Below are 23,781 nucleotides of genomic sequence, written 5' to 3'. Positions count from 1 at the left end.
ACTATGGATTCAATTGTAACCACAGTGCAGCATCCTTCGCCGGATGTTACACAAATGGCAAAGGAATTTGCCATAAAGCTGTCTATTCCTTTTGCCGAGCGTAATCGGCAGTCGGTAGCCTCACTAAAGGAAAAATACAAAGTAAGTAATCTGGTGGTAGCCTCTGCTGCCGGACCGACGGTGCATACCGCTACGGGCGAATACTTTTTTCATCTGAGTATGGCTGAATTACGCATAAAAAACCTAATAAATGGAAAACATGACCATATGGTGGCTGCCATGGGGCTTGCGCCCGGTATGTCTGTTCTTGACTGTACACTAGGGTTAGCGACCGATGCCATTGTCGCCAGTTTTGTTGTCGGTGAAGCGGGGCGGGTAGTTGGGGTGGAAAGCCAGCCGCTGATTGCTTTGATAGCCGAGTATGGGCTACAGCATTTTTCCCATGATTCTCACCCCGAGTATAATATCATAGGAACATTACGCAGAATTAAGGTGGAAAACGCTGAGCATTCCGAGTATTTGACAATGCTGCCGGCTGACAGTTTCGATGTTGTTTTTTTTGATCCGATGTTTCGCAATCCTATTCATAAAAGCTCTAATTTTAAACCTATCAGAGGTTTGGCCGATCAGCGGCTGGTTGCTCCTGAAGCCATTAGGCAAGCTGTAAGGGTAGCAAAACAGAAAGTCGTAGTAAAAGAAGCCGCAAATAGTGAAGAATTCTTACGCCTCGGAATTACTAACATAGTTGGTGGTAAATATAGCAGTGTAAAATATGGTATAATTGATTGTGTAAAGATGAAAGCAGGTGGCCGGTAATGGAGCGGCTAATTGTAGTCATTGGGCCGACTGCTGTAGGGAAAACGAAAATCAGCATAGATTTGGCAAAAAAATTAAGCACGCAAATAATCTCCGGCGATTCGATGTTGGTATACCGAGGACTCGACATCGGTACTGCCAAACCCAACCTGCTTGAACAGAGCGGAGTTGCTCACCATCTTATTGATATTTTGGAACCGGCCGAGGAGTTCAATGTTGTCGATTTTCAAAAGCAAGCGCATAACCTGATTATTAAAATCAGCTCTGCCGGTCATATACCGGTCCTGGCAGGTGGCACCGGGCTCTATATTCGGGCTTTACTCGAAGGCTACCGGTTTAGTGAGGCGCCAAGCGATGAAGCATTACGCCATAAATTAGCTGCATTGGGGGAGCAGCATGGTAATGAATATTTGCACGGCATCCTGGCAGGCCTCCAGCCTGAAACCGCAGCCAGACTACATCCCAATGATCAGCGGCGAATCATTAGGGCGTTGGAAGTATATTATTTAAGCGGTGAAACTGTTTCGCAGGAAAAAAGCGCTGCCAAGGCTCTGAAGTACGACGCTGTGGTCATTGGCCTGAATATGGATCGGGCCCTATTGTATGAACGGATTAATAAACGGGTTGATATAATGCTTGAACAGGGGCTAATAGAAGAAGTGGCCGGCCTGCTGCAGCAAGGCGTACCACCTGATTGCCAGGCTATGCGTGGAATCGGTTATAAAGAAATCATCGACTATCTTCTTAAAGGCCAGGACTTATCAACAGCTACTGATAATGTAAAGCAGGCCACGCGGAATTTTGCCAAACGCCAGTTGACGTTTTATCGACGGATGCCCTATATCAAATGGTTTAATGTGGATGAGTATGATGATTACAATAATTTGCTGGAAAGTATTTACAAGCATGTTGCAGGAAAGTTTGGTGTAAGGTAAAATAGAAAAGAGTATAACATCATATACGGAGGGGTTTCATTTGACTAATAAAGTCATTAATCTGCAAGACAGTTTTTTAAATCAAGTACGCAAAGAAAACGTGCCCGTGATTATATATCTGGTAAACGGATTTCAATTACGAGGATCTGTAAGGGGCTTTGACAATTTTACCGTAATAATTGAAAATGAAGGCAAACAGCAATTGGTCTATAAGCATGCAATTTCTACAGTAACTCCGTTTCGTCCCTTGTCGGCTAACCTGCACGAAAAACGTGAGGAAGCTGCTAGAACCGAAAAATAGGCAAATGTCTTGCAGTACTCCAGGCTCATGCCTGGAGTACTTTTTTTACCTTGGCGGAGTGTTTGCGTTTCTACTTAACCAAAGTATGAAAAATGTGTTTCCTCACACGTTTTACATGGAGTGTTGCGTTCTACTGCAAAGAAAACACATTCCATGAGGCCAGGTGCCGCCTGGCTTCATGGAATGCGGGAAAATATGGTATATATTTACTAAGGCGTGATTAGAAAGCATTAGGTTTTCATGGTTGGTATTTTACTTATTAAACACTACCTAACATAGTAGGTCTGAAAGAAATGGAAAAAGACTATGAACTCTTGGTCATAAGTGTTCATAGTCTTTTTATCCGTAGCAACATAAAGTTGGAGGTTAGGTTTATGTTAGAGAAAGTTATACTCCGATGAATGTTCCTGTTGTGGAAAAGGCGTTAACAGCCGATTTTAGAATCCGGCTAAAATACTACATTGGGTTTCAACAGGATAAAATAGTGAATATATAACTGTGATACTCTTGGTTAGGAGGAAAATTTATGCAGGCTGACGTGATTTTGATAGTGACAATTTTATGGCTTTCAGTTTAATTTCAGAATCACCAGCTAGACTTAGTCTGAGAAAAACACCAATATTTTTAGAGGCATTAAGGAGAAATATAATGGATTTTTTAATACAATATTTTACTAATTACGGGACTGTCGGTTTGTTTGTCATTGCATTGGCAGAATCCGTATTTTCTCCTATACTGCCAGACCTTTTACTAATCCCACTGGCGATTGCGAATCCGCAGAACGCTATTTATTATGGCATGGTAGCCACCGTCGCTTCTATACTTGGTGGACTGATCGGCTATGCTATCGGAAAAATGTGCGGGCTGCGTGTGATTAAGCGCTTCATACCATTACACTATATTGATCAGATGCGGCTGCTGGCTGATAAATACGGAGTTTGGGCAATATATATCGGCGCTTTATTACCGATCCCCTACAAAGTGATTACGCTGACCGCCGGAATGTTTCACATCAGGCTCCCCATTTTTATTCTGGCATCTGTTATCGGCAGGGCCAAAAGATTTTTACTGGAGGGCGTCCTGATTTACTATTTTGGGCCAAAAGCGATTGCAATGCTGGAAAATGTAACTTCTATGGGAATTGTTGCGTTAGTAATCTTTGTCTGTATTGCCGGGGTAATGCTTTTCATTAAGTTCGTAAAACCAGACCGCAGTAAAAGTGATGCGGCTTTAGATAAACGGAAGAGTTCTGAGCTGTCCCCTGTGGAGCCAGAGGGTGTAGGTTACGGGGAGGCGTTACAGAGATGCACTGTGACAAGAAAACAGCCAGAACACAAGGAAAAGGAACACTGATGAACTACAAGCAAATACACCATGCCGACCCAGGGAGTAGCCGATTCTTGGGCGCAGTCCCAATTACCCAAGCGTCTGAGCGTAGTGCAGGACACGCAAAGAGAATAGTTCCTGCTGGAGGCAGCTAAGTTTAATTATCAACTGCTAAAGAGTAGTAAAGGACTGTCTTATTATTATATAGCGGAACAGTAGCACCGTTGATGCTGGAAGAGGAGGATGTCTGGATGAGAGTATAATTTGCCGAAGATGATGCTAAGCTGGGAAAGTTGATTAAGCATATGTTGGAAAAATCCGGGGTGCAGGTTGACTGGGTATTAGGCGGGGAAGAATAGGCCAGAGAAAAAGCGGGGATGTATAAAGAAAAGATGGCAATTGCTTGACTTCACTATGCGATGGCCTTGCTGATGGGGGAATTATGATTGGTATCGTTGGAGGGATTCACGTGGAAAATCTTTGGTTAGTGTTCGGGTTGTTATCCGCCATCACGGCGGCACTAGTAGCTATATTTGGAAAAATCGGCCTGCAATCGGTCGATGCCAATACCGCCACGGCGATAAGATCGGTCATTATGGCGGCGTTTTTGATTTTAGTTGTTGTTTTTCAGGGAAACTTAAAGGAAATCCCGGCAATCATCGCTGACAAAAAAGCCATAACCTATATAGCCCTCAGTGGCGTTGCCGGCGCGCTGTCCTGGCTGTTCTATTTCCTGGCCCTCAAGTTCGGTAATGTATCCCAGGTTGCGCCTATCGACAAGTTGAGCGTCGTAATTGCCACTGTCATCGCCGTCACCTTATTAGGTGAAAAGATCAGTATATTGGGCGGGGCCGGCGTAGCCTTGATTGCGTTGGGAGCGATACTCGTGGCGTTGGGGTAATGTAATTTAGTTACCTTTAATGAGGCAAAGTTGTTTGAAACTATTTATTCAGAAAAGGGAGCATGGTGTATATGTTATGGTATATTGCGATTATTCTTGGGATTGTGCAAGGCATTGGCGAATTTCTGCCCATATCCAGTTCAGCACACTTAATTCTCACTCGTTGGTTTTTTGACTGGGACCCTATTATCCACCGTTTAGGAGGGAATATTGATATAGTCTTAGATGTGGCCCTCCATGTGGGAACACTGCTGGCAGTGCTTATCTATTTTTTTCAAGATTGGCTGCGATTGCTTACCCATGGTTTATCCACGGGGATTAAGACACGCGAGGGGAAAATGTTCTGGTATCTCGTGGCGGCCACCATTCCCGGAGGGCTCGCAGGACTTGCGCTAGAATCGGTGATTGAGAATTTCATTCGATCTCAGATTCTAATTATTGCCGTAGGTTTGGCGATTATGGGGATTATTCTTTACTATGTTGACAAGAAAGCGGCTCAAATCGTCAGTTTTGAAGAAATCACCTTTAGGCAGGCAATTTTGATCGGTATCGCTCAGGCTTTGGCTCTAATTCCCGGCGTATCCCGTTCAGGAATCACGATGACTACAGGACGACTGTTAGGCTTTACACGGGAGGCAGCCGCCAAGTTTTCTTTCCTGCTGGCCACGCCAATCATCGCCGGGGCAGCATTAAAGCAAACTCCCGGCATCATTCATAACATTGCCAATCCTCTATTTTTGGTTGGAACCATCACATCGGCTATCGTAGGTTTTATCAGCATTGGTTTCTTACTCAAATACCTTCAGAGACACAATTTTGCTATATTTGCAGTATATCGTATAGCAATAGCAGCACTTGTTATCATTGTTTATGTGGTCCGGGGGAGCTAGAAAATCGGATAAACCTGCTGCTGAATTACATAAAATAGTTAAATATACGACTGAAAATAGATGCTTTTCCGATGATCCAGAGATGACACGTGGAGTACGACAATGATAGAGTCTAAAGAATAATGATATTTTGAGCACTAGACCCTGCGTTAGCCTAGACGTGTTCTCTTTTTATACTTTTTGTAACCTCAATGCACGCGGAGTGTTGCGTTTGGCTGAAAAGAAAACACAGCCTTGAAGCCAGGCAGGGATTGGGTTCAAGGGATGTGGGGAAATATGGATATGGTCTTGAGGACAAAGGAAGAAAACAGTTTTGATTATGAAGCATAAATACAACTGATGAAAATGCCATCAGATCGCATAAAATCTGATGGCATTTTTTCTCAAGCGGTGGATTATTTTCTAGTTGGGAGAATACTGTTCTTTTCAAACTTTTCTACCACATCGGCCAAATGCTCAGTAATTGGCCGATGTTGCGGACAAGCCTGTTCAAACTGTTTACAATTGATACATTCACTGGCTTTTCTATGATTAATAGCAATATTGTTGTAATAGACCATCTGACTTGAGAAACTACCGGTGGTGCGCATAATGCTGTTGTACAGCGCAAAATATTGGGGAATGGGAATGTTCTTAGGGCATCCGTGCGTACAATATTCACAGGCGGTACATTGTACGGCTGTTTTTTCGTTAATGGTAGCAGTAACTTGTTTAATAATGGCATTTTCTTCTGCATTCAAAGGCACAAAATCGCCCATAAAGGAGGTATTATCCTCAACCTGCTCTATACTGTTCATTCCGCTCAACACGAGAAATACACCCTGCTGGTTGGCTGCGAAACGAAGTGCCCAACTGGCAGCAGAAGCAGCAGGATTATAGGCCTTCATCAGTTCTTCCGCTTCTTTGGGCAGATTTATCAAAGTACCACCTTTGCAAGGCTCCATAACAATTACTGGTTTATTGTATTTATTGGCAATTTCCAGGCAACGTCGGGCTTGGACATTGGGCTGCTCCCAATCGATATAGTTAATTTGCAACTGAACGAAATCCAATCCACTGCCGTATTTTGCTAATATTTCATCTAAAAGTTCTGGTGTGTCGTGAAAAGACATGCCAACAACTTTTATTCTACCCTCCGCTTTCTTCTTCACAACAAAATCAAAAGCACCATACTTGCGACATTTTTCATAAACATTATATCCCATATTATGTAATAGATAATAATCAAAGAAATCAACACCACAGTTAGTTAGCTGTTCGCTAAAGATGCGCTCTATGTCCTCGCTATCTTTGAAATCACGTAGCGGCAATTTAGTAGCTAATTGAAACGAACCCCTAGGGTGACGTTCTACTAAAGCCTTGCGCATCGTTTCCTCTGCATGATAGCCATGATAAGTGTAAGCTGTATCAAAGTACGTAAATCCTCTTGCCAAAAATGTATCCACTAGGCTGCTCAATGTTTCTGTGCAAATGAGGTTTGATCATTTTTATCCAGAAGAGGTAATCTCATACAGCCAAAGCCTAATTTTTTCTCCATAGTATACTTCTCCTTTTTTATATGCTTTAAATTACTATTAACAGCTTGTGGTTCATGATTTCATGTTTGTGAGATAGTGTAATTGCCTCACTTTTTTTCTTCTGCTTTTATTTCATTCTGCAATTCCTTGATTTCTTCTTTAGCACTAGTGGTAGCACTGCGAAATTCCTGAATTCCCTTTCCGAGTGCCTTGCCAACTTCAGGGAGTTTTCCCGGTCCGAATACTACTAAAGCAATTACCAAGATTAATATTAATTCCGTCATACCCATATTAAACATATCCGCACACCTTCATTAATTTTATTATTTTTATCTGTTCACGTTTACAATTTTACAAAGTATATTTTGTTGTAACAGCTTCATCCTCCCTTACTAGATAAGTTAAAGTGTTGCTTTACCGTTATGCTACAACTTTAACTTGACTCAAAGTCAATAGGCTTTTATAAATTTTTTTTACCTATAGCTTTGCTATGTGATGAGAGCGTGTATTGATTGCACGATCGAAAAATACTTGACTTGGAGTTAACTTAAAATGATAGGCTTATTTAAAAAGTGAAATGACGACTGCAAAAGCTATTAAAAATTAAGCCAATTGTCATAACAAAAAGTCAAAAAAAGAGAGGAGATAGTAACATTTAATGCATGATAATTTATAAGCAGTTTGTTCCTGGGATAGAGGCAAACAAAGCTTGTATGATTGATTGCAATATACGAAGTGTAATAACGTTAGAAGCAGTTGACATAGCAGAAATGATGGGAGGACCATGAAGTGAATTTAAATGAAGATGCTGAAGTAGCTACTGAAGAGATGAAGCAAAATCGAAAAAGAATAGGTTTTATAGGGGCAACCTGCTCTTTGGCGGTTGTATATGCAGCCTCGTCTGCCCCGATTCCTCTTTATAGTACCTATCGTCAAATCATCGATCTTACCGGTGCGGATCTTTCCATGTCGGCAGTTGCTTACTTTGCTGGAACTTTGATTGCACTACTGATGTTTGCCAGATTATCAAATTATCTAGGTCGTCGTCCGGTGATACTTGGTACACTAGGACTGACTGCAATTGGCTGTCTTATCTTTTTTTACATTCACAATGCATCCATGCTTTTTATTGGAAGGTTCATCCAGGGGGTTGCTTGTGGTCTGGCATCCAGTACAATTACGGCCTACGTGGTGGATAATGCACCAGCCTCTCCAGACTGGTTGGGAGTAGCCGTCACCAGCGGGGCGCCGAATCTTGGGCTTGCAATCGGTGCCTTTGGCTCCGGTGCGCTGAAAGAATATGGTACCGGCTCATCGTCACTGACATTTGAAATACTCATTGCGATACTTGCAAGCTGCGTGGTATTGATTGCGGTAAGCCCGGAAACCGTTACACGCAGCAAAGGGGCCGCTGCCTCCATCGTTCCGCAAATCCGGGTACCTAAAAATATCCGCTTCCTTCTGCCGGCCGCGAGCGCCGTTTTCGCGGGAACTTGGGCGATTGGCGGATTTTATCAAGCCTTCAGCTCCACTATGGCTGCGGAACAGCTTGGCACCCCGAATACACTGGCAGCGGCGGCGGTATTTGCCTGCATGATGGCGCCTATTGCAATCGGCGGTTCCTTGTCGGGTCGCCTAAAGCCGGGTACAGCCCAGCGTATCGGTATGTCTACCTTTTTTCTGAGCGTGGCGGCTATCCTTGTTACGCTGAGAGCAGGCGTTATGGTCCCCTTCCTGATCGCAACTATAATCGCAGGTATAACGCAGGGAGCGGCATTTACAGGAAGCATGCGCGGATTATTGGACAAAACCGGCCAGCAGGACAGGGCCGGTGTGCTGTCGGCCATTTATCTTATATCCTACAGCGGTGCTGCAGTTCCAAACTTGATTGTAGGAAGATTGTCAAACATATTCAACTTGTTTGAAATCGCAGTCGGATATGGCCTGCTGGTGGCAGTAGCCTGTATCATTACACTCTTCACAGCACATCGTGATAAAAGTAGGTTTATTTTTTAACCGTAAATAAGACAGGGCTTGGGTAGAGGAAAGTTAAGAAGGATATAACCCCTTATATTCAACACTTTTGCGCACCACGATTCATTACAATATTTTTGCTCAGCTAGGGTATATAAAAAAACACTTGACTTTGAGCTAGCTTCTAGTGCTATGATACCGACTACTAGGGGGTGAAGACATGACGATCACAGAGGTAAGTCAAAAATTTGAGATTTCCCAGGATATACTTCGTTATTATGAACGCATCGGCTTGATTCCTCCTGTGAACCGCAATAAAAGCGGGATTAGGGACTATACCGAACAAGACTGCAATTGGGTTGAATTTATCAAATGCATGAGAAGTGCAGGTGTTTCAATTGAAGCATTGATTGAGTATGTTGAACTGTTTCTTCAAGGTGATAAAACCATTGAGGCAAGAAAAGAAATTTTTATTGAGCAACGTAATCAGTTTATGAAAAGGATAGAAGATATGAAGAAACTACTGGAACGCCTGGAACCGGATTTTGGGAAATTTATATAAAAGGCGATTTTTAAGTGGTTGAATATATCAGTTTCTAATTACACTATACAAAAATACATGTCCCATTAAGGATATGTATTTTTAATTTTGACTTGACTTGGTGTTAACTCAAAGTGCTACTCTTGTTTTGAGCGAAATAAAGGAGGTATAACGTTATGAAAATAAAAAGAAAATTTTTATTAATTTTACTAGTATTTACCATGAGTTTTGGGCTTTCTGCCTGTGCTAGTACTCAAAATGAAGCGAAACAACAAAAACCAGCTGAGTCGCCTGGAACCGAAGGTAAAGCAAATGCCTCATCCAGCTCATCGGAAGCAGCCACACCTAGTGGGGGAAATGGAGAAGCGAAAGGAATAAAGGTCAAGATTACAGTCGGGAGCCAGGTGCTGACAGCCACCTTAATCGATAATGCAACTACTCGAAATCTAATTTCCAGGTTTCCTTTGACCCTTCCGATGATGGATCTCTATTCCAGAGAAATGTGTTACCGTTTTTCTGATGTGCTTCCTGCGAACGAGGTGCAGACAAGCGGTTATGAAGTAGGCGATATCAGCTATTGGACGCCCCGCCACAGTTTTGTTATTTTCTACAAACAAAATGGAGAAGTTATCGGCAATTTGCAAAAAATAGGCCACATTGACTCCGGAGTCGAAATTTTTAGCCGAACCGGAGATACGAATGTTACATTTGAGCTATTAGATAAATAATTCATACTAATTGCTTTAACATTACTCGCTTTATTACTGATGTTGTCATGCTGCATCCGTTGGTTATTTGCAAGAACAGTGGAACGAATTTTGGTCTGACCGCTGAGAACACATTAGGCAAGTAGACCTGTAATGAATGAAAGCGAGCCAGAGGGAAGGGCAGCAACGGAGGTTGGATTAATTTCACAGCTTTTCATCGTTGCCCTGGGTGGCGGAAGTTGTATGGATGCATCCAAGGCTATTGCAACCATGTACACCTATGACGGCGATTGCTGGGACTATGTCCATGGCGGCAGCGGAAAACCGATAACTAATAAACCGCTCCCGATCGTCGCCATTACCACTACGGCCGGCACGGGCTCCGAAGTTGATCCATATGGTGTGATTACGCATGAAGAAAAGAATGAAAAAATAGGGTTTGGCGGTATTGACGAGTTGTTCCCGGGGCTGACCATTGTCGACCCGGAACTAATGATTACCGTACCGCCTATCAGGGCTTTGATGCCTTGTTCCACAGTGGTACGCTTAACAACGGTATGTGTCCGTTTTTACATCACAAGGTTTTGCGAAATAGGAGGATTGTAGTAAGCTGAAAGAGATAAACTGGGAGGACTAACTATGGAATTAATAAAAGCAATAGAAGAACGTAGAAGTATAAGAAAGTTCCAAGATGGAAAAATTTCCAAAGAGATAATAGAAAAAGTATTAACTTTAGCAACTAAAGCCCCTTCTGGGAAAAACCGTCAACCATGGAAATTTATTGTCCTTCAAAATGGTAAGAAAGATGATTTGGTAAATATTATGAAATTATCCTTAAGCCAGTATAACGAGCAGAATAAGGTTACTGGGAGTTTTGAGTTAAGTATGAATTCAATTAATGAATCGTCGGTAGTAATTTTGGTATTCAATACTTTTTCGAATTTTGAAGAAGATTATAATCATCGCAGATCACTCACTGATACACAATCAATAGGCGCTGCTGTACAAACAATGTTATTGGCAGCACAAGATTTTGAATTAGGAACTCTTTGGATTTGTGATATTTTTCATTGTGATAAAGAAATATGTGACTGGCTAAATAAAAAAGAAGAACTTGTAGCAGCAGTAGCAATAGGTTATCCAAATCAATTACCATATGCACGACCAAGAAAATTATTAGAAGAAGTTATAGAATGGATATAGATTTTAGGATTATAAAAATACCTGTCTTTTGTTTGAAGTGAACCCAGAACCAGGAAGATCAAATAAATACCCCAATCGTAGGATTAGACAATATTATGCAGAGTGGCACCGTTTTTTTCATATGGTGTCAGTTTTGTTTTAAGAGGGAGTGTTGTGGGAACCGTGTAAATGGAATACTCCGCTAAAATTTGTGGAAACTAAATTTTGCTTTTACTTATGCGCAAGATCGGGCAGCACAGAGGTGCGCCCCGAGCGGCGTGTGAAGTTAGGCGAGGCGGCGATACTTATGAGAGTGTCGCCCTTCTTTATCGCCGCCTTGGAAAACAATAGCGGTAAACCTCTCGAGGGCTCGGGGCAGCGTCCCTGTCATCAACTGACCTGTGACTGCTGGAACCGGTCATCGAAAAACACCATGAGTTACGCGGTAGTGGAACATAAGGCGTCAGAATGTATTGCCTGTGGTTCTTGTGAAGCACGATGCCCCTTTAAGGTAGAGGGGCGAAAAAATATGGCAGAAATGATTACTATTTTGGGGAAATAGTGATCGAAGGAAAATAAATAGGAAGTGCTATGTATGGTTGCACTTCCTGTTTAGCTATTTAAATTTGAATCAAGTCATATTTGCGATTGCCTAGGCCAAGTTCTTCCATATAGTCCAGTTGATAGAGTCCCTCACGAGATTCAATACGTTCTACAAGGTCATGACGTTGATTTTCCGGCAGTTTGTAGACAAGATCAATAGAGGCCTGATCGATGGCGAGAATATCGGTTGAAGCGAGAATGCCGATATCATTGCAAGTCGGAGGGGCACCATGTGCATCGCAATCACAGTCAACAGACATATTCTTAAGTACGTTAATATAAGTAATATGATTTTTGAAATGGTCGGCTATAGCAAATCCAGATTCAACCATACGCGTAAGGAAAGCTTTGCCAATTGGCCAGCCTTCACCATGTACAATTGCCTTACCGTTACGTGAAGCTGCACCTATACCGATATTTTTGAGCGAGCCGCCAAAGCCTCCCATTGTATGTCCTTTAAAATGGGTATAGACCAGCATAGAATCGTAGTTCAGTATATGGCTGCCGACAGGAACTTCAATAATATGAGCAGAGGGATTTGCAACAAGTTTTTTTTCAATTCGCTCTTTTATATTTGGTACTGGCAGCATGATGTCTTTTTCATCATCCATAATGTCAACTGGGCAAAAGGTGAATCCATTCGTTTTGAGAACTTCGCGGTGTGTTTCTGTGTGTTGGCGAGGACTATTATAAAGTACGTTGCATTCAACAATCGCGCTGTTTGGTATTGTACCTTGCAAACTTTTAATGAGATCAATTGGTAGTAGGTTTGGGCCGTGTGGCTCGCCGGTATGGAGTTTGATGGCGACTTTACCGGTGATGCCTTCATTGATATGGGAATAAATATCAATAAGTCCTTTTGTGCTTATATTGTTGGTAAAGAATACTTTGGCATGCTCTGTTCCTGTATCTATGGCACTATTTATATTGTTGTTTGGGGATGTTGCAGAGGTGTTTTTTTTGTTTGTTATCGCACTACAACCGGTAAGGCCAAAAGCTGTAAAGCTGACAACAACCCCACTTGCAAGTCGGATAAAATTGCGTCGAGATAAGGGATTGTTTGACCAATTCATAAAATAAAACCTCCTAAACATGATTTTGAGAATATCCATCATGTTTAGGATACTACTTAAAGTAAGATCAAGGTCAAGAAGAAGTTGGACAGTATAGATTATTTGTGACAATGTAAAATACTTTAAACTCTCTATGGATTGAAGGGCTTTAAAATTTTTTAATCTGGTTTTAAAAAAATTTAAAAAATCCCGAAAAAAACTTGACTTTAAGTTAACTCCAAGTGATAACCTGTGGGGGTAGAACAAATTCAAAACGTGTTTGTACCTAAGTACTTCCTACAGAGTTTGCTATTACCATTCGGAAAGAGGTGATAGGATGAAAAAATTTCTAGTCGTTTTCTTCGCATTAATGGTAGGAGCCGTTATCTCACTGGCCGGATGCGGCATGGGGACAGCAAAAAGTGAAGGAGGCAGCTCCGGTAACATACAGCCGGCACCGGACAAAGCTGGATCTGCATCACTGGGGCAGGGTTCAGCCGCTAGTGCTGAGAAAGCGGTCCAAATTACCAAGATTAAGCTGACATTTGAGGGTGGCGAAGCAGTCGCAGAGCTGTATGATAATCCGACGAGCCGTGACCTTGTGTCTATGCTGCCGCTGACGTTGAGTTTCAAGGACTTTAACGGCACGGAAAAGATCGCCTATCCGCCGCGAAAGCTTTCTACTGAAAAGGCGCCGGACGGCATTGATCCTTCAGAAGGTGATTTGACCTTGTGCGCTCCATGGGGGAATCTAGCGATCTTTTACCATGATTTTCGTTATTCTCAAGGACTGATCCCAATTGGACATCTTATGACCGGACTTGAGAAACTGACAAAGATGAATGGCGATTTTACTATCAGGATCGAAGCTGTAAATCAATGAAGGGGGTTTTTTATATGAGCAAAAACATTTTGATTGTGTATTATTCCCATTCTGGAAACACGCGTAAATTGGCAAAGCTGATTGAGCAGGAGACTGGTGGGACGCTCTTTGAGCTAGTGCCGGAAAAGGCCTATCCTGGTGACTACAACACAGTCGTGGAACAGGCCAAAAAGGAAATCCAGGCGGGCTTCCGACCTGAACTTACGACCAAGGTCAAGGATATTGCAACTTATGACACGGTCTTTGTCGGTACGCCAAACTGGTGGAGTACGATAGCACCGCCAGTGGCCACTTTCCTAGAAAGCTATGATTTGTCAGGCAAGAATGTTGTTCCATTCTGCACCCACGGCGGAGGCGGCTCCGGTCATATCGAAGCCACAGTCAAGAAGCTCTGTTCTGATTCAACGATGCTGTCGCTTCTTTCCGTATATGGCGGTACGGTAACGGATTCACAGGTAGAATCCTGGTTGAAAAAGATTGGCGTAAAATAGGTGCTTCGAGTAATTTTAAGCTAAGGGAGGTTTCTTCGCTGATGCTGCATGAAACAGTGAAATTCACGCAGGATGGACGAGTCAGTCTCCGCATCTATGTCCATGATAGATCACAACAGCAGGACTTCCAAATGACAAAGCGTCCGGCCGTTATCGTGCTGCCGGGCGGAGCTTATGGCAATAACGAATAGCAGAATCCGAGCATTGGCATGTGGGTACAGTTATGTACACTTTGGATTAATAGAATGTTTGGAATATAGTAAAAAATAGAGAAGGAGATCAGCAAATGAGTGATTTGAGCAATAGCATAATTTTTCCAAAAGGTAATAAAATGCCGGAACCATTCAGTAAAAACTTTATCGGTCAGGCATATTTGCAGATGCTGGTACCGGGCGACAAGGAATTTAATTGCCCGATCGGCAACGTAACGTTTGAGCCGGGCTGTCGCAATAACTGGCATAAGCATCCAGGCGGTCAGATTCTTTTAGTCACAGGAGGCAGAGGCTGGTCTCAGGAAGAGGGAACAGCAGCACATGAGCTTAAGGCAGGCGATGTTGTAAAGATTCCGGCAAACGTGAAACATTGGCACGGTGCTGCCAGAGACAGTTGGTTCGTACACCTTTCCGTTGAAACCAATAGCCAGGCAGGTCCTGCAGAATGGTTGGAACCGGTTGCCGATGATGAATACAACCAATTAAAATAATCCATTATTATATCGATGACAGTACAACGGAGTGCTGTGCTGATACATTTTGTCGGCACAGCACTCCGCTTTTCAAAAATAGCGAAACAATAAAAACGATTGACTTTGAGCTAATTCAATAGAAAACAAAATGTAAATTTGTAGGAGTGGGGGAAAGGTGATTGATTTAAAAAAGCTGTTCAGGATGGTTGCCGTTATGATGGTAGTTGGCGCGTTCAGCCTGTTTTTATGCCTAGTCTATATCGTCGAGAGTAGTTATGTGTCAGAGGAAGAATATGCTCGGATGGCACAGGAAATTGTAGAACAAAGTATCAATCAGCCTATAGAAAATAAATGTTTGAAATAGGCTTTGGAGGAATGCAAAAGATGAAAATAAAGTATCTTGCACTTGCCGTTGCCGTGCTTGCGGTACTTGCTTTTGCAGCTGTAGAAATTCTGCAAAAGCCGGATGTTGTGGGGACTTCGAAGACGCCGCAACAGACAGCAGCCGTGCCCTTGACAGAAAGCAAAAATGGACCAAGTATTCCGAAACAAAAGGCGTTGGTAGTTTATTTTTCTTATACAGGCAATACGCGTATTCTTGCGGAACAGATCCGGCAGAATGTCGATGGTGATATCTTTGAGCTTCAGCCTGCGACGCCGTATTCTACAGACTATGATACGGTGGTAAAGCAGGGAAAACAGGAAGTAGAGTCGGGCTATAAGCCGCCGCTTAAGGCAAAAGTGGCAAATCTCGCAGCTTATGACGTCATTTTTGTCGGTACGCCGATTTGGTGGTACACGGTCGCTCCACCGGTTGCCACTTTTTTAGCTGAAGCTAATCTCGCCGGTAAGACGATTATTCCGTTTTGTACGCACGGCGGATATGGGGCAGGTCACAGCCTGGAGGACATCAAAAAGCTTGCACCTACAGCCCGGGTATTTGATGAACTTGTACTTTATGGAAGCAGTAAGTACGAGCAAAAGGATATTCTTGCCTGGCTGAGTAAGGTGGGCTTTGGCGAATAACATATCGGAATCAAGGAGGCGGTCTATCAATGTGCACTCTTCGGCTTTGCTAAATCTTAAATGTACTTAAGCTGTCAATGAGGTTTTTAGCAAGCAAAATATACCGCTGCCATTGATGAACCGGAAAATTAGAAAATTTACCTAAGATGAAGGTGAATAATAATATGACAGAGCAGACGCCTGAACAGAAAAAAGCATCAGCCGTCGGCAGGCATTAAAGTATATGGGAGGCGGGGCACTAGGCCTTGCTGCACTTCTTTATGGCCTTGACAGAAGTGAGCGTTTAGCGTAAAGATGCCGAAAACAGGACGCCACCGCAGGTTGAAAAAAGAAAGGCTCTGGTGTAGAAATTCCATTATTGGGTTTCGGCTGCATGCGCTTTCCAGTAGTCAATAAAGATCATTCTCGCATTGATACGGAACTGGCTGAAAAAATGATTGATTATGCCTACCGTCGCGGTGTGAACTACTTTGATACCGCTTATGTGTATCATCGCGGACTGTCAGAAACTTTTGGGTAATACACTGAAGAAGTACCCCCGTGACAGCTTTTATTTAGCAGATAAATTTGCTTTCTTTAGCCGGAAAGTAAATTCGGTTTTTTTCTTTTATTATCTAAATAGCCATTTGCGAAATTAATAAATCCCCCCCAAAAATACAAAAAAACTATTGACATAGAGTGAACACCAGACTATATCATAGGATTTATTAAATCGATTGCCGCTTGCCTTACTGCGGGCTACTACTCGGCAACGAAATGTGCCCTTGAGGGATTATCTGATGGGCTTCGCAAGGAAGTCAGCCCGCTCGATCATTAAGTATTTATCAGGCTTTGCGGGAAAGGGGGGATTGAGGCGATACGTTATGTAATCTCTAAAGCTGGATATGCAGATATTTATTGGGGTTAACCAGAAGTTACGGACACTTAAAAAAGTGAAAGGGGCAAAAATATGAAAAAGAAAGTAATTCTTACGAATGTATTTAAAATACTTTCCGCTACGGCATTGGGACTGATGTTGTTTACGAGTGGTATTGGTACAGTATTGGCAGCCGATGAGCAGCCAGTAACTGAAAATTTAATCAATGGAAAAACTTTTCCGCCTAGTGATAAGGTAATGACAGAAAAAGTCTCTTATAAAAACAGATATGGCGTTACTATTGCCGCAGACCTATATTTGCCAAAGAATATTAACAAAACTACGAAACATAAAGCGCTGGTTATCGGCACACCGTATGGCGGTGTAAAGGAGCAGGGCGCTGGGATTTATGCACAAACAATGGCTGAGCGCGGTTTTGTAGCTATTGCATTTGATGAATCTTATAATGGCGAAAGTGGTGGCGATCCTAGACATGTTTCTTCGCCGGATATTTTTACAGAAGACTTTAGTGCAGGTGTCGATTATTTAGGAACGCTTCCGTACGTAGACCGAGAAAAAATTGGTGCGATTGGCATTTGTGGCAGTGGCGGATTTGCTCTTACTGCGGCGCAGTTCGATCGTCGAATTAAGGCGGTTGCAACTGCGAGTATGTATGATATGAGTCGTGTAAAGCGTAATGGATTGTTAGATCGTATGACACCAGAAGAAAAGAATAAACATCTTGATGAGTTAGCTGAGCAACGATGGAAAGATGTTGATAGTGGTTTGCCACAGTTAACACCTCCGCGTCCAACAAAAATTCCTGAAAAGTCAGTGAACCCAATTGCAGATGAGTTTATTGAATATTATGTGGGACCACGGGGACATCATCCGAATTCGATAGGTGCTTTTACGGTTACGAGTGATATGGCGTTCATGAACTTTCCTCTGTTGAATTATATTGATATGATTTCACCGCGTCCGATTCTGTTTATCATGGGTGAAAACGCGCATTCACGTTATTTTACAGAAGATACGTATAAACGGGCAGTTGAGCCGAAGGAACTGTATATTGTCAAAGGGGCCAGACATATCGATTTGTATGATCGAAAGGACATTATTCCATTTGATAAATTGGACACGTTCTTTTCCAAATATCTGAAATAGTAATAAAGTTAAAAGGCGTACTCACAAGAAAATTGCGAATACGCTTTTTTGCTAGGGACGTTCCTTTACCGGAAAGCTTAATTAGCTTGGCACGGCTTTCTCGCTAGCCTATACGATCGGCACGTTCATTCGAGATAGCCATTTGCGAGGTCGTTAAATTAATAAATACCACCAAAATACAAAAAAAACGATTGACATGGAGTGAATACTAGACTGTATCATAGGAAAAAATCAAGAAGAGGCGCAATTGCGCAGCAACCTAAAAATTGAGGTAAAAGAAAAGTTGGATGAGCGAAAAAATGAAAGCTGAGAAAAACACGGAAGCAACGGTTAAACAGGAGGATTTAAAAAAATGGAAATGGTTTGGATCGCCGAAACTTCTTAAAGACGTCGGCAATTCTAGGCGTAGCTTTGTTTATACCTTATTCTATTAGTAACGTGGCAGCGGCACAGCCGTCATCATTTGTGGGGAAGAATAAAGCTAAGCAGGCTATGATTACCAAGCATCGCACGCTGGGATCAGGAAAAGATAGCATGGAAGTGTCAGCGTTAGGCTTTAGTGTCATGGGAATGAACTATAACCGTGGTCCTCATCCTGAAAAGAGAGCATTGATAGAATTACTCCGTCAAGCCCAGAACGAGGGATTACATTATTCGATACAGCTGAGGTTTACGGTCCATTCACCAACGAAGAACTTGCAGGAGGAGCACTTGCTTCTTATAGGGGCAAAGTCGCCGTTACAACCAAATTTGGTCATCGCATAGAAAATGGTAAGAATACCGGCATGCAGAACAGTCGTCCCGAGAATATCCGAAAGGTTGCCGAACAATCCCTTAAACGGCTTAGGCTCGAAACGATAGAACTGTTCTATCAACACCGCTTTGACTCGAATGTGCCGATTGAAGAGGTCGCGGGAACCGTGAAGGAATTAATCCAGGAAGGCAAGGTAAGACACTTTGGCCTTTGCGAAGTGGGGCCGACAACAATTCGCCGTGCTCATGCCGTTCAGCCGCTTACCGCTGTCCAAAGTGAATATCACCTGATGTGGAGAGACCCAGAACGAGATATTCTGCCGGTATTAGAAGAACTGGGCATAGGTTTTGTGCCTTACAGCCCGCTTAATCGCGGCTTCCTCGGTGGTACATTGAATGAATATACGAACTTCAATAACGGCAATGACAATCGCAACACCTTGCCTCGCTTTCAGCGGGAAGCCATAAGGGCGAATATGGCTTTTGTAGAGGTGCTCACCGAATTAGGACGAACAAGAGGAATGGCATCTACACAAGTAGCGTTAACATGGTTACTTGCTAAAAAACCATGGATCGTTCCAATCCCGGGTACAACAAAACTGGCGCATCTGGAAGAGAATCTTAGAGCAGCAGATATGGCACTCACCTCCGAGGAATTACTAGAACTTGAAAGATCCCTTTCAAAGGTTACGATCATTGGTGATCGATATCCCGCAGAACAACAAAAAACTAGTTGGACACTAAAAACTTATGATCAGTCAAAAAAATTGATTACTGCCATGATTAGAAATACCTAGGTGCGGAGCTTGAAGAAAAACTGAGGTTGCAGCAAGTACAATTCAAAAATAAACAGACCGATAATAGCCACTCGCCTAAGTGATTGATATGGTGGGCGATGGTGAAGATGGATCGGCGCAAGCGAAATGCTACTGCTTTTTATCATTTTACTAGTTAAAAAAATACGCAAAGCGTATTTTTTCTTCTTTACCCTTGACTTGAAGTTAACTCCAGATATTATAATATACAAAATTAGATATCAGGAGGTGAAACCATATGATGATTGCAAAAGTATGTTGCATTGTTTCAACAGGGTGAGGCAGAAACTCTTGAGGCAAGAAAAGAATTGATTTCTGAGCAGCGTAATTTGCTTAAGGCAAGAATAGAAGAGATAAAGAAAACGTTGGACCGCCTAGACCATAAAATTGCAATATTTGATCAGGCGATTATTGAAAAAGAAATAACATCAAAAAAGGCAAAAGATTAGTCCTATGGATAAAGCAGCATTGATATTAACCCAAATACAAAGAGAGGCGGCAATATAGTGATTATGCAAATGCAGATATTATCCATAAACAAGTAAGTTTGCATTAAAATATAACTAATAAAGTGAATCAAAAAATAAACTAAAAAGTATCCTGTTTTTGGACAGGATGTCAGAGAGGGCACAGCGCCCGTTTTTAGAATGAGGCCTAAAAACGGACTTTATTTGTGCCTCAATCAAAGTTGCCTGAATTTTGGATAACAAAACGGAAAAACAGTGGAAACAAGGGCCGTACTGGAACTTGCACAAGCTTAAAATTGGCATAAAATAGGGTATAAACTCTCCATAGCTTTTGCATCTTTCCTTTTGGTATCTTTTGATATTTCATAGTTTAATTAGTATAACGTAATATCGAGAGGGCTATAAATTTACTCCTAGCTTATAGGCTTGATTCGGAAAATCTGTCCGCTCAATGACGCTTCTTGTGCCACAACCTCCTGCCAGCACAATCCCCGCATTTTCCCAACCCATATAACGTAGCAGAGTCTGGTAATGTTCGGTAAGCGCTTTAAAAGTCCAGTCGTTTGCATCGTAGGCTGTCGCCAGAAGAACTGATTTTTTATTTACATGCAAAGGAGAGTTGTTTGCATAGAAACGGTCAACGACAGTTTTTAGCTGAGCCGACATACCCCAATAGTAAAGCGGCGTGACAAAGGCTACAAGATCTGCGGACAAAAGCTCAGGATTCAACTTTTCCATGGAATCTTTATAGATACAGGGACCATTCATCCCACAACGGTCACAGCCTATACAGGGATGTACCTCTTCAAAAGCTGCATTAAACCGAAAAGTATTGTGTCCGGCTGTTTTAGCTCCCTCGATGAATTTATCCGCTAATAATGCTGATGTACCCTCTTTATGTGGACTGCCTGTAATAACTGTTATTTTCATGTTCTTACTCCTCTCTTTATCACCATTTGTTGCTGCCAGTGCAACAGACTGTTGTTGAGCTTTGTCTTGTACCATAAAATTACAACCACCTAGCAGGATAGTTGCAAGTCCTACTCCAGTACTTGCGATAAAGTCTCTTCTATTCATGGTGCACCTCCTGTAGTTTTGATATCATCCTTTTATTTTCCAAACAATCCGATAGCTTGTCTCATTTGCTTGCGTACCTTTACGTGGACTGGACAGCGTTGCTCGCAGACACCGCAGCCGATACAATCGCTAGCATGTTTTGACAAATTGAAGTAGTAGTCTTTGGCCGATTCGTTGCTTGAGTTAGCTAAATCCAGACATTTATTGACGGCGCTGATGTCAATACCGGCAGGGCATGGCTGGCAATTGTTACAATAAATGCAGACACCGTTCTGATCTTGTGCGGCTGCTATAGATATAAAGTTATAGTCGCCCAGTAGGATAGTTGCAAGTCCTACTCCGGCACTTGCGATAAAGTCTCTTCTATTCAAAGTCCACCTCCTGTAGTTTTGATACCATCTTTTATTTTCCCAACAATCCGATATCCGTTCACATATATTTATGTGGAACGGAGACCGTGTTCGCAGATGCACCATAGCCAGCATGTCTTGACAATTTGAAATAGTAGTTTGGATGATTCGTTGTCTGAGTTAGCTAATCCAGACATTTATTGACAGCGTCGATGTCAATACCGGGCCACGATATTATTGGCTGGCCAGTCCAAAGCGTACTAGGTGCCTGTGGTATCGACAGGGTACGATCGAATGGTAGTGTGCCGTCATTTACCGCCATAGGGTTTCATAACGGTGATAATGTATTGCTAGCTTTTGAGCAGTTTTTTTCGATAATGTTTTTTGTGATAAATATGCTCCAGCGAATGCAATGTCAGCAGCTAAAAGAGCAAGTGCCGCCGATTTTTTTTTGTCTCATCTTATCCCCCCATTTATTTTGGGAATAGTTTATCATTTGGAGTCAACGCCAAGTCAAGCTTTTTCTGTAAAAATATGATTTTATTATTGGGGGTACATAATGTCTCTAATCCGAAAGCGTATTAAGCAGCAAAAAATAAAATGTGATTTATACCTGTTTAAAAAGTACCAATCGCCTTTTTTTATATCTTTTCTAAATTTAAATCTTATTATAATTATGCGAGCCGTATAATAACCGGATTGGTATTAGGTAGATGTTTTTACGGGTGGCTGTTTCGAGGTAATCAGTCGAGAATCACATAGTGATAATATTGAGATAATAGTTTCTTTATCGACAAAATGGAATTAATAAAGGATATTAATATTCAATTCCCATTATCAACGGCCTAATATCAATAGCATGCATTATATAACTCACGTATACCGTCATTTTAATTTCTAAAAACAGCCGTTGAAATCTTTCCGTAGCTGTACTTAGGAGGCGAGGGGATGTCCGAACCGCCAGAAAAAAAAACGACACACAAGGGCCACAAGCCATGGAACATGGCATGTTCAGCAAAAAGGATTTGAGAAAACTTATTGTCCCATTGCTGATTGAGCAGACATTGGCGCAGACCATCGGCATGTTTGATACTATCATGGTTTCCTGCGCAGGAGAAAGCGCTGTTGCGGGTGTGGCGCTGGTTGAGACGATCAATGTGCTGATCATCAACCTGCTCACAGCGCTTGCAACTGGCGGAGCGATTGTCGCCGGTCAATATCTTGGCAGAGGTGACAGGAAAAATAGCAGCCGGGCGGGAGAACAACTGGTGATCACGACAGCGGGAGTCTCCATACTGATCATGCTGATTTGCCTGCTTCTGAACCGCCAGATTTTAGTAACCTTTTTTGGCAATATAGAAGCGGATGTCATGAACAGCGCAAGGATATACTTCTACATTACGTCGTTTTCCTACCCATTTATCGGGGTCTATAACTCTGTCGCCGCATTGTTTCTAGGAATGGGCAAGACTAAGGTTGTCATGACAAACTCGCTCATTATGAATGTGATAAATATCATGGGTAGCGCGATTTTTATTTACGGGCTGGGGATGGGCGTAGTCGGGGCGGCGCTGTCTGGCGCAATTTCGAGAACCGTCGCCGCCATTATCATGATAGTCAAGCTGCGCAATCCCAATTTGGCAATTTCTGTTCGCTCCTATTCTCTGCGGAATGTGGACTTCGGTATGATCAAACGAATCCTGCGCATTGGCGTTCCAAATGGACTGGAAGGTGGCATATTTCAAGTCGCAGAATTATCATGACCAGCCTAGTTGCTGCCTTTGGGACCACTGCCATCACCTCATGCCGTGGGGACCAGTTTGACCGGCCTGGAAGTCATTCCAGGGCAGGCCCTGGGATTAGCAATCACGACCGTAGTCGCCCAGTGCATCGGCGCAAAAGAGTATAAGCAGGCAGACAAATACATCAAATATCTGCTTAAATTATCCTGGATTTATATGATAACACTCAATGTGGTCACAATGCTCTTGTTAAAGCCGATCCTGGGATTGTACAATCTGTCCGAGGGAACATTTTCACTCGCTTTTAAGATCATGCTCATTCACGGAATTGGTTGTATGACGGTCTGGCCCGCGTCCTTCACCCTGCCTAACGCATTTCGGGCGGCTGGCGATGTGAAATACCCTATGTTCATTTCCATTCTATCCATGTGGTTTTTTCGGATTGGTTGCAGTTATCTACTTGCCTATAGTATTGGACTCGGCGTATTGAGTGTGTGGATCGCCATGCTTGTGGACTGGGTATTCCGCAGCAGCTGCTTTATCTGGCGCTGGCGGAGTGGAAAATGGAAAAATTACGCGGTCGTTTAAGAAAACAGAGTCGTTTCAATAAGAAGGGCGCAAATATGCCAAACAATCAAACCGCTGGATTCACCAGGAGAAAAATAATGCTTGGATTTTAGCTATCTATCAATTATTTACTTTTAGGCATGAATCAAATATAATA

General features: G+C 42.5%; 29 protein-coding genes and 1 pseudogene. 25 read left to right on the top strand and 5 right to left on the bottom strand.

Annotated elements, in window-relative coordinates:
• The first annotated feature begins 3 nt into the window (after positions 1–3).
• The 6 genes from SATMO3_RS18285 to SATMO3_RS18260 all read left to right on the top strand — a co-directional run bounded on the left by SATMO3_RS18285 (position 4) and on the right by SATMO3_RS18260 (position 5,169).
• Positions 4–816 (top strand): class I SAM-dependent methyltransferase, encoded by an 813-nt coding sequence (locus tag SATMO3_RS18285; protein WP_371371175.1) that lies wholly within the window; start codon positions 4–6, stop codon positions 814–816.
• The gene (gene miaA / locus SATMO3_RS18280; protein WP_371371174.1) at positions 816–1,751 is read left to right on the top strand and encodes a tRNA (adenosine(37)-N6)-dimethylallyltransferase MiaA; all 936 of its coding nucleotides are present in this window, start codon (positions 816–818) and stop codon (positions 1,749–1,751) included. Before SATMO3_RS18285 ends, miaA begins: the two co-directional genes overlap by 1 nt.
• A gap of 40 nt (positions 1,752–1,791) precedes the next feature.
• Positions 1,792–2,052, top strand: coding sequence for an RNA chaperone Hfq (gene hfq / locus SATMO3_RS18275; RefSeq protein ID WP_371371173.1), 261 nt, complete (start codon positions 1,792–1,794; stop codon positions 2,050–2,052).
• Between the two features lie 648 nt (positions 2,053–2,700).
• Positions 2,701–3,405, top strand: a complete 705-nt coding sequence (locus tag SATMO3_RS18270; RefSeq protein ID WP_371371172.1) for a YqaA family protein — start codon at positions 2,701–2,703, stop codon at positions 3,403–3,405.
• A gap of 442 nt (positions 3,406–3,847) precedes the next feature.
• Positions 3,848–4,279 (top strand): EamA family transporter, encoded by a 432-nt coding sequence (locus SATMO3_RS18265; protein WP_371371171.1) that lies wholly within the window; start codon positions 3,848–3,850, stop codon positions 4,277–4,279.
• A gap of 71 nt (positions 4,280–4,350) precedes the next feature.
• Entirely contained in the window at positions 4,351–5,169 is an 819-nt protein-coding gene (locus SATMO3_RS18260; protein ID WP_371371170.1) for an undecaprenyl-diphosphate phosphatase, read from the top strand.
• Between the two features lie 395 nt (positions 5,170–5,564).
• On the opposite strand, the gene SATMO3_RS18255 is transcribed toward SATMO3_RS18260, so the two are convergent.
• Entirely contained in the window at positions 5,565–6,614 is a 1,050-nt protein-coding gene (locus tag SATMO3_RS18255; RefSeq protein ID WP_371371169.1) for an aldo/keto reductase, read from the bottom strand.
• A 179-nt stretch (positions 6,615–6,793) separates the two neighbouring features.
• Positions 6,794–6,985: a twin-arginine translocase TatA/TatE family subunit gene (locus tag SATMO3_RS18250; protein ID WP_371371168.1), complete on the bottom strand. Its 192-nt coding sequence runs from the start codon at positions 6,983–6,985 to the stop codon at positions 6,794–6,796.
• 490 nt (positions 6,986–7,475) lie between these two features.
• Between SATMO3_RS18250 and SATMO3_RS18245 the strand changes: the two genes are divergently transcribed.
• The 6 genes from SATMO3_RS18245 to SATMO3_RS18220 all read left to right on the top strand — a co-directional run bounded on the left by SATMO3_RS18245 (position 7,476) and on the right by SATMO3_RS18220 (position 11,652).
• Complete coding sequence (locus SATMO3_RS18245) at positions 7,476–8,702, top strand: MFS transporter (protein ID WP_371371167.1); 1,227 nt, start codon at positions 7,476–7,478, stop codon at positions 8,700–8,702.
• A gap of 178 nt (positions 8,703–8,880) precedes the next feature.
• Complete coding sequence (locus SATMO3_RS18240) at positions 8,881–9,222, top strand: MerR family transcriptional regulator (protein ID WP_371371166.1); 342 nt, start codon at positions 8,881–8,883, stop codon at positions 9,220–9,222.
• A 155-nt stretch (positions 9,223–9,377) separates the two neighbouring features.
• The gene (locus SATMO3_RS18235; RefSeq protein ID WP_371371165.1) at positions 9,378–9,929 is read left to right on the top strand and encodes a cyclophilin-like fold protein; all 552 of its coding nucleotides are present in this window, start codon (positions 9,378–9,380) and stop codon (positions 9,927–9,929) included.
• A 222-nt stretch (positions 9,930–10,151) separates the two neighbouring features.
• Positions 10,152–10,514: an iron-containing alcohol dehydrogenase gene (locus tag SATMO3_RS18230; protein WP_371371164.1), complete on the top strand. Its 363-nt coding sequence runs from the start codon at positions 10,152–10,154 to the stop codon at positions 10,512–10,514.
• Positions 10,515–10,547: 33 nt separating this feature from the next.
• On the top strand, positions 10,548–11,111 hold the full coding sequence (locus SATMO3_RS18225) for a nitroreductase family protein (protein WP_371371163.1): 564 nt from the start codon (positions 10,548–10,550) through the stop codon (positions 11,109–11,111).
• A gap of 286 nt (positions 11,112–11,397) precedes the next feature.
• Positions 11,398–11,652 (top strand): hypothetical protein, encoded by a 255-nt coding sequence (locus SATMO3_RS18220; protein WP_371371162.1) that lies wholly within the window; start codon positions 11,398–11,400, stop codon positions 11,650–11,652.
• A gap of 58 nt (positions 11,653–11,710) precedes the next feature.
• On the opposite strand, the gene SATMO3_RS18215 is transcribed toward SATMO3_RS18220, so the two are convergent.
• Complete coding sequence (locus tag SATMO3_RS18215; protein ID WP_371371161.1) at positions 11,711–12,766, bottom strand: DUF362 domain-containing protein; 1,056 nt, start codon at positions 12,764–12,766, stop codon at positions 11,711–11,713.
• 316 nt (positions 12,767–13,082) lie between these two features.
• Here SATMO3_RS18215 and SATMO3_RS18210 point away from each other — a divergent pair, with 316 nt between their 5' ends.
• The 11 genes and pseudogenes from SATMO3_RS18210 (at position 13,083) to SATMO3_RS18160 (ending at position 19,870) form a co-directional block, all read left to right on the top strand.
• The gene (locus tag SATMO3_RS18210) at positions 13,083–13,628 is read left to right on the top strand and encodes a cyclophilin-like fold protein (protein ID WP_371371160.1); all 546 of its coding nucleotides are present in this window, start codon (positions 13,083–13,085) and stop codon (positions 13,626–13,628) included.
• A gap of 14 nt (positions 13,629–13,642) precedes the next feature.
• Positions 13,643–14,119: a flavodoxin gene (locus tag SATMO3_RS18205; RefSeq protein ID WP_371371159.1), complete on the top strand. Its 477-nt coding sequence runs from the start codon at positions 13,643–13,645 to the stop codon at positions 14,117–14,119.
• A gap of 41 nt (positions 14,120–14,160) precedes the next feature.
• On the top strand, positions 14,161–14,310 hold the full coding sequence (locus tag SATMO3_RS18200; RefSeq protein ID WP_371371158.1) for a hypothetical protein: 150 nt from the start codon (positions 14,161–14,163) through the stop codon (positions 14,308–14,310).
• Between the two features lie 95 nt (positions 14,311–14,405).
• Positions 14,406–14,822, top strand: coding sequence for a cupin domain-containing protein (locus tag SATMO3_RS18195; RefSeq protein WP_371371157.1), 417 nt, complete (start codon positions 14,406–14,408; stop codon positions 14,820–14,822).
• Between the two features lie 157 nt (positions 14,823–14,979).
• On the top strand, positions 14,980–15,168 hold the full coding sequence (locus SATMO3_RS18190; protein ID WP_371371156.1) for a hypothetical protein: 189 nt from the start codon (positions 14,980–14,982) through the stop codon (positions 15,166–15,168).
• 20 nt (positions 15,169–15,188) lie between these two features.
• Positions 15,189–15,830, top strand: a complete 642-nt coding sequence (locus SATMO3_RS18185; RefSeq protein WP_371371155.1) for a flavodoxin — start codon at positions 15,189–15,191, stop codon at positions 15,828–15,830.
• 373 nt (positions 15,831–16,203) lie between these two features.
• Positions 16,204–16,350, top strand: coding sequence for an aldo/keto reductase (locus SATMO3_RS18180; protein ID WP_371371154.1), 147 nt, complete (start codon positions 16,204–16,206; stop codon positions 16,348–16,350).
• 429 nt (positions 16,351–16,779) lie between these two features.
• Positions 16,780–17,853 (top strand): alpha/beta hydrolase, encoded by a 1,074-nt coding sequence (locus SATMO3_RS18175; RefSeq protein WP_371371153.1) that lies wholly within the window; start codon positions 16,780–16,782, stop codon positions 17,851–17,853.
• 363 nt (positions 17,854–18,216) lie between these two features.
• Positions 18,217–18,273: pseudogene (locus tag SATMO3_RS18170) on the top strand (twin-arginine translocation signal domain-containing protein); the annotation flags it as partial.
• Positions 18,274–18,461: 188 nt separating this feature from the next.
• A complete protein-coding gene (locus SATMO3_RS18165) occupies positions 18,462–19,403 on the top strand; it encodes an aldo/keto reductase (RefSeq protein WP_371381745.1) in 942 nt (313 codons plus the stop codon).
• A gap of 263 nt (positions 19,404–19,666) precedes the next feature.
• Positions 19,667–19,870 carry a hypothetical protein gene (locus SATMO3_RS18160; protein WP_371371152.1) on the top strand — a complete coding sequence of 68 codons (204 nt, stop codon included), beginning with the start codon at positions 19,667–19,669 and terminating at the stop codon, positions 19,868–19,870.
• 417 nt (positions 19,871–20,287) lie between these two features.
• Here SATMO3_RS18160 and SATMO3_RS18155 read toward each other — a convergent pair whose 3' ends face one another.
• Both SATMO3_RS18155 and SATMO3_RS18150 read right to left on the bottom strand, forming a co-directional pair.
• Positions 20,288–20,965 (bottom strand): flavodoxin family protein, encoded by a 678-nt coding sequence (locus SATMO3_RS18155; protein ID WP_371371151.1) that lies wholly within the window; start codon positions 20,963–20,965, stop codon positions 20,288–20,290.
• A gap of 32 nt (positions 20,966–20,997) precedes the next feature.
• Complete coding sequence (locus SATMO3_RS18150) at positions 20,998–21,336, bottom strand: 4Fe-4S binding protein (protein WP_371371150.1); 339 nt, start codon at positions 21,334–21,336, stop codon at positions 20,998–21,000.
• Positions 21,337–22,310: 974 nt separating this feature from the next.
• On the opposite strand from SATMO3_RS18150, the gene SATMO3_RS18145 reads away from it, so the two are divergent.
• Complete coding sequence (locus SATMO3_RS18145) at positions 22,311–23,078, top strand: MATE family efflux transporter (RefSeq protein ID WP_371371149.1); 768 nt, start codon at positions 22,311–22,313, stop codon at positions 23,076–23,078.
• Positions 23,079–23,123: 45 nt separating this feature from the next.
• Positions 23,124–23,645, top strand: a complete 522-nt coding sequence (locus tag SATMO3_RS18140) for an MATE family efflux transporter (protein WP_371381744.1) — start codon at positions 23,124–23,126, stop codon at positions 23,643–23,645.
• Positions 23,646–23,781 lie beyond the last annotated feature (136 nt).

The organism is Sporomusa aerivorans, assembly GCF_041428895.1.
GTDB classification, from domain to species: domain Bacteria; phylum Bacillota; class Negativicutes; order Sporomusales; family Sporomusaceae; genus Sporomusa; species Sporomusa aerivorans.
The sequence above is the reverse complement of the archived record's forward strand: the minus strand, read 5'-3'. Positions and strand labels throughout refer to the sequence as shown.